Source organism: Kitasatospora sp. NPDC048540, from assembly GCF_040651175.1.
GTDB lineage: Bacteria > Actinomycetota > Actinomycetes > Streptomycetales > Streptomycetaceae > Kitasatospora.
The window spans coordinates 1-4414 of the sequence record NZ_JBEZIR010000239.1; the positions used below are offsets into that span (position 1 = coordinate 1).

6 protein-coding genes are annotated in these 4414 nt (G+C 72.7%); 1 reads left to right on the forward strand and 5 read right to left on the reverse strand.

Features of this window, described 5'->3' with window-relative positions:
- Positions 1 to 126 precede the first annotated feature (126 nt).
- From AB0D08_RS40305 to sodN, 4 genes are all read right to left on the reverse strand, one after another.
- The gene (locus AB0D08_RS40305) at positions 127 to 1188 is read right to left on the reverse strand and encodes an RNA polymerase sigma factor SigF (protein WP_233288946.1); all 1062 of its coding nucleotides are present in this window, start codon (positions 1186 to 1188) and stop codon (positions 127 to 129) included.
- Between the two features lie 125 nt (positions 1189 to 1313).
- A complete protein-coding gene (locus tag AB0D08_RS40310) occupies positions 1314 to 1727 on the reverse strand; it encodes an anti-sigma regulatory factor (RefSeq protein WP_033818914.1) in 414 nt (137 codons plus the stop codon).
- A 239-nt stretch (positions 1728 to 1966) separates the two neighbouring features.
- Positions 1967 to 2449, reverse strand: a complete 483-nt coding sequence (locus AB0D08_RS40315) for a GNAT family N-acetyltransferase (protein WP_033818913.1) — start codon at positions 2447 to 2449, stop codon at positions 1967 to 1969.
- 168 nt (positions 2450 to 2617) lie between these two features.
- On the reverse strand, positions 2618 to 3013 hold the full coding sequence (sodN, locus tag AB0D08_RS40320; RefSeq protein ID WP_033818871.1) for a superoxide dismutase, Ni: 396 nt from the start codon (positions 3011 to 3013) through the stop codon (positions 2618 to 2620).
- 181 nt (positions 3014 to 3194) lie between these two features.
- Here sodN and sodX point away from each other — a divergent pair, with 181 nt between their 5' ends.
- The gene (gene sodX / locus AB0D08_RS40325; RefSeq protein WP_033818870.1) at positions 3195 to 3641 is read left to right on the forward strand and encodes a nickel-type superoxide dismutase maturation protease; all 447 of its coding nucleotides are present in this window, start codon (positions 3195 to 3197) and stop codon (positions 3639 to 3641) included.
- Here the strand turns inward: sodX and AB0D08_RS40330 are convergent.
- On the reverse strand, positions 3625 to 4263 hold the full coding sequence (locus AB0D08_RS40330; protein ID WP_033818869.1) for a CGNR zinc finger domain-containing protein: 639 nt from the start codon (positions 4261 to 4263) through the stop codon (positions 3625 to 3627). The two genes, sodX and AB0D08_RS40330, sit on opposite strands and share 17 nt — an antisense overlap.
- Between the last annotated feature and the right edge of the window lie 151 nt (positions 4264 to 4414).

The following is a 4414-nucleotide window of genomic DNA, read 5'->3' on the forward strand; positions in this document are numbered from 1 at the left end:
GCCAGGCGGCCGTCACCGCCGCGTGTGCCTGCGCCGTCGCCGCCGTGACATCGCCGGCCAGCCGCACCGGCGCACCGACGCCCGGAGGGTTCTTCCCTCCGGCCGTCGGCGTGTCCGCGCCCGGTCTCACTCCTCGACGAGCAGCTTCTCCCGCAGCTGCGCGAGGGTGCGGGCGAGCAGTCTGGAGACGTGCATCTGCGAGATGCCCACCTCGGCGGCGATCTGCGACTGGGTCATGTTCCGGAAGAACCGGAGCACCAGGATCTTCTGCTCGCGCGGCGGCAGCTGGGCCAGCAGCGGCTTGAGCGACTCCCGGTACTCCACGCCCTCCAACGCCTCGTCGGTGGCGCCCAGGGTGTCCGCGACGGCCGGCGACTCGTCGTCGCTGTCCGGCACGTCCAGCGACAGGGTGGAGTACGCGTTGGCGGACTCCAGGCCCTCCAGCACGTCCTCCTCGGAGATCCCCAGGTGCTCCGCCAGCTCGTGCACCGTGGGGGAGCGGCCGTGCCGCTGGGAGAGCTCGCTGGTCGCCGTGGTGAGTGAGAGCCGCAGCTCCTGGAGGCGGCGCGGGACGCGGACGGCCCAGCCCTTGTCCCGGAAGTGCCGCTTGATCTCACCGACGATGGTGGGCGTGGCGTAGGTGGAGAACTCCACCCCGCGCTCGTGGTCGAACCGGTCCACCGACTTGATCAGACCGATGGTGGCGACCTGGGTCAGGTCGTCCAGCGGCTCGCCCCGGTTGCGGAACCGCCGGGCGAGGTGCTCGACCAGCGGGATGTGCATCCGCACCAGCTGGTTGCGGATCTCCACCCGCTCGGTGGACCCCTCCGGCAGCGCGGCCAGCCGCACGAACAGGGCCCGTGCGGCCTCCCGGTCCGGCGCGCCCGAGCGGTGCCCCTGGGCGGGCACGGCGCCGCGGACGGCCTCCGCGGCGGCCCTGAGCCCGTCCGCGTCGCTCTGGCCCGCGGGCACCGCCTCGGGCCGCTCGGGCGTCGGATCGGTCGGCTGGGTCATCCGGTGGGAGTCCTTCGGGTGCGCGTCGGGTTGGGCGGCGGTGCGGGCGGCGCTCGCCTGCGGCGGTACGGCAGGGCCGGCCGTACCGCGGTCGAGGACCGCGGACTCGGCACGGACGGTCAGGTCGGCGGCGGCCGCGCCGGCGGCGGCAGCTGTGCGGTCCAGATCACTCACGGCGATCACCCGTTCCGTTCCGGGAGCACTTCTCACTGGTTGTACCGCAGAGCACTGCGATACGGGGCGCCGTACGCGCGGTGAATACGACACCGTGCGTACGGCGGATACTGCGGCACGACGGGCTACGCCGGGGTGGACGACCCGCCGCGCTTCTTGTGCAGGCTGATGCTGACCGTGTTGTCCGCCTCGACCGAGGACTCCACCTCGCCCGCCAGCGCGGAGAGCACCGTCCAGGCGAAGGTGTCCCGCTCGGGGGCCCGCCCGTCCGTGGTCGGTGCGCTGACCGTGACCCGCAGGGAGTCGCCGACCAGCCGGAACTCGCAGCTCAGGACGGAACCCGGGACAGCCTGCTGGAGCAGGATGGCGCAGGCTTCGTCCACCGCGATCCGGAGATCCTCGATCTCGTCCAGGGTGAAGTCCAACCGGGCCGCGAGACCGGCTGTCGCCGTTCGCAGCACCGAGAGGTAGGCCCCCGCAGCGGGCAGCCGGACCTCCACGAAGTCCTTCACTCCGGGCTCGCCGTCGATCTGGGACACCCTCACCTCCTGGGTGACGCGCGGTGCTTGCGGCCGAACGGCCGCGGCACTTCCTCTTGCATGGCTCAACTGCTTCGCCCCAACTGTGCGCAGCGGTGGTGCGGTACGTTCCGGTCATACCCACTGGGAAGGGCCGGAACGCCGTGCATCCGCCCGTGACGTTACCGCGATCGGGGGACAGATGTCGTGATCTTCGGCCACCGTCACGGGAACGAGCGAACCCGACGGCCGCCACGGGCTCAGCGCGGGGTCGATCCGAGCGCCGCGAGCGGCTCGTCGGTGAGCCGGTAGACGGTCCAGCCGTCCATCGGGACGGCGCCCAGCGACTTGTAGAAACCGATCGACGGCGCGTTCCAGTCCAGCACCGACCACTCCATCCGGGAGTAGCCGCGCTCGACGCAGATCCGGGCCAGCTCGGTCAGCAGCGCCTTGCCGTGGCCGCCGCCGCGGTTGCCCGGACGGACGTACAGGTCCTCCAGGTACACCCCGTGGGTCCCGCGCCAGGTGGAGAAGTTGCGGAACCACAGCGCGAAACCGACCGGCTCCCCGGTCGCGTCGTCCTCGGCGATCAGGCCGAACAGCGCCGGGTGCGCACCGAACAGCGCGTCCTGCAGCTGCTCCTCGGTGGCCCTGGCCTCCTGCGGGGCCTTCTCGTACTCGGCCAGCTCGCGGATCAGGGCGTGGATGACGGGGACGTCGGCGGTGACGGCGGTGCGGATCATATGGCGAGCGTACTCGGACGCGGGGCCGGGCCGGGAAGGACTTTCTGCCCCTACGGCGGCCCGCGCGGGGACCTTCCGGCCCTGGACGCGGCGCCGGTCCGCAGGGTATGGCCGGGTACGCCACTGCCCCGGCGGGCCGGGGCTCCGCCGGGGCAGTGGCTGCCGTGATCAGGCCTTCTTGGTCTCCCAGAAGATGGCGTCGATCTCGGCGATCAGGTCGAGCAGGGCCTGGCCGGTGGCCGGGTCCGAGGAGGCCTTGGCGGCCGAAGCGGCCTTGCCGGCCCGGTTGAACAGGTCGTGCAGCCCCGGGTAGGCCTCGAAGTGCGGGGCCTTGAAGTAGTCGGTGTGCAGCACGGAGAGGTGGTGCTTGACCAGCTCGGCGCGCTCCTCCTTGATGACGATGGCGCGCGCGCGGAACTGCGGATCCTCGTTGGCCTGGTACTTCTCCTGAGTGGCCTTCACCGACTCGGCCTCGATCCGGGCCTGGGCCGGGTCGTAGACACCGCAGGGCAGGTCGCAGTGGGCGTGCGCGGTGACGCGCGGAGCAAACAGACGAGAGAACATGGGAGTCCTTCCTTGGATCGTCTTCCCGCGCCCGAGATTACCCGCACGCACCCCGCACTTCGCGTCTGCCCCGTGGGCCCGGGACCAAAGGAGGAGGCCGAACCGGCCGATACCGGGCGGTGCGCCGGGCACGCCACACTGGAGGGTGCACAGCAGCGGACACGAGGTCAGGGGTGAACGGATGCCGGTGAGTCGGCGCGGCGGCGGTGCGCCGTTCGGGGTGGTGGACGTGGCAGGGCCGTCGATGCGCCGGCTGCTGCGCGACGGCGACCAGGTGCTGGTCCGCTACGGCGCGCCGCTGCGGCCGGGCGCCGTGGTGCTATTCCGGCACCCCTTCCAGCAGGACCTGCTGGTGGTCAAACGGGCCGTCGGCCGCCGCCCCGGCGGCTGGTGGATGCTCTCCGACAACCCGCTGGTGCGCACCGACAGCCGGGAGTACGGCGCGGTGCCGGACGAGCTGGTGCTCGGCCGGGTGCTGCTGAGGCTGCGGCCGGCCCCGGCCTGGCTCGCCCCGGCGCCCTGGCTGGCGCGGGCGCTGGCCGGCTGGCCGTGGACGCTGCTGCCGGCCGCGGCGGTGCGCCGGCTGGGGGTGGACCGCACCCCGCCGGCGCTCAGGGACGGGGAGTGAGCTGGGCCCCGCGCAGCGCTTCTCCCCGCTGGGCCTCCCCGCGCAGTGCCTCGCCCCGCTGCGCCTCCTCACGCTTGCGCGCCCGGTAGGCGGCCACGTTGGCGCGGGTCGCGCAGCGGTCGGAGCAGTACCGGCGGGAGCGGTTGGTGGAGGTGTCCAGGTAGGCGTTGCGGCAGGGCGCGGCCTGGCAGATGCCGAGCCGGTCCACGCCGAGCTCGGTGAGGTGGATGGCCAGGCCCATGCAGGCCACGGCGGCGTAGTTGGCGGCCGCGGTGGGCGCGTTGTCGGCCAGGTGCAGGTGCCAGTGGGGCCTGCCGGTCTCGTCCAGGTCGTCGTGGCCGGAGACCATCGGGCTGACCGGGTACTCGACCATCAGGCTGTTCAGCAGGTCGACCGCCCGGACGTCCTCGCCCTCGGCGGCGGCCTCGAAGACCCCGCGCAGCCGGGTGCGGACCGCACGCAGCCTGGGCAGATCGGACTCGTCGGTGAGCGCGGCGGCCCGCGAGGGGACCTTGAACAGCGCGCGCACCGCGTCCACCGTGGTCAGTCCGTCGGTGCCGCGCTCGGGCTCCTCGCTGTTCACCAGCCGGACGGCGAAGTCGGCGTACGAAGCGAGCTCCACGGTGGTCCTTCCAGAGGCGGTAACGGGTATACAGCCTCCAGGGTATTACGTTCCGGACGCACCGCGGCGGCCCATGCTCGCTGGTCGCCCAGCTCAAGGTCGACGGCACCGACTTCGCCGACAACCAGGTCCCGCCGCCCAGCGAGCAGGC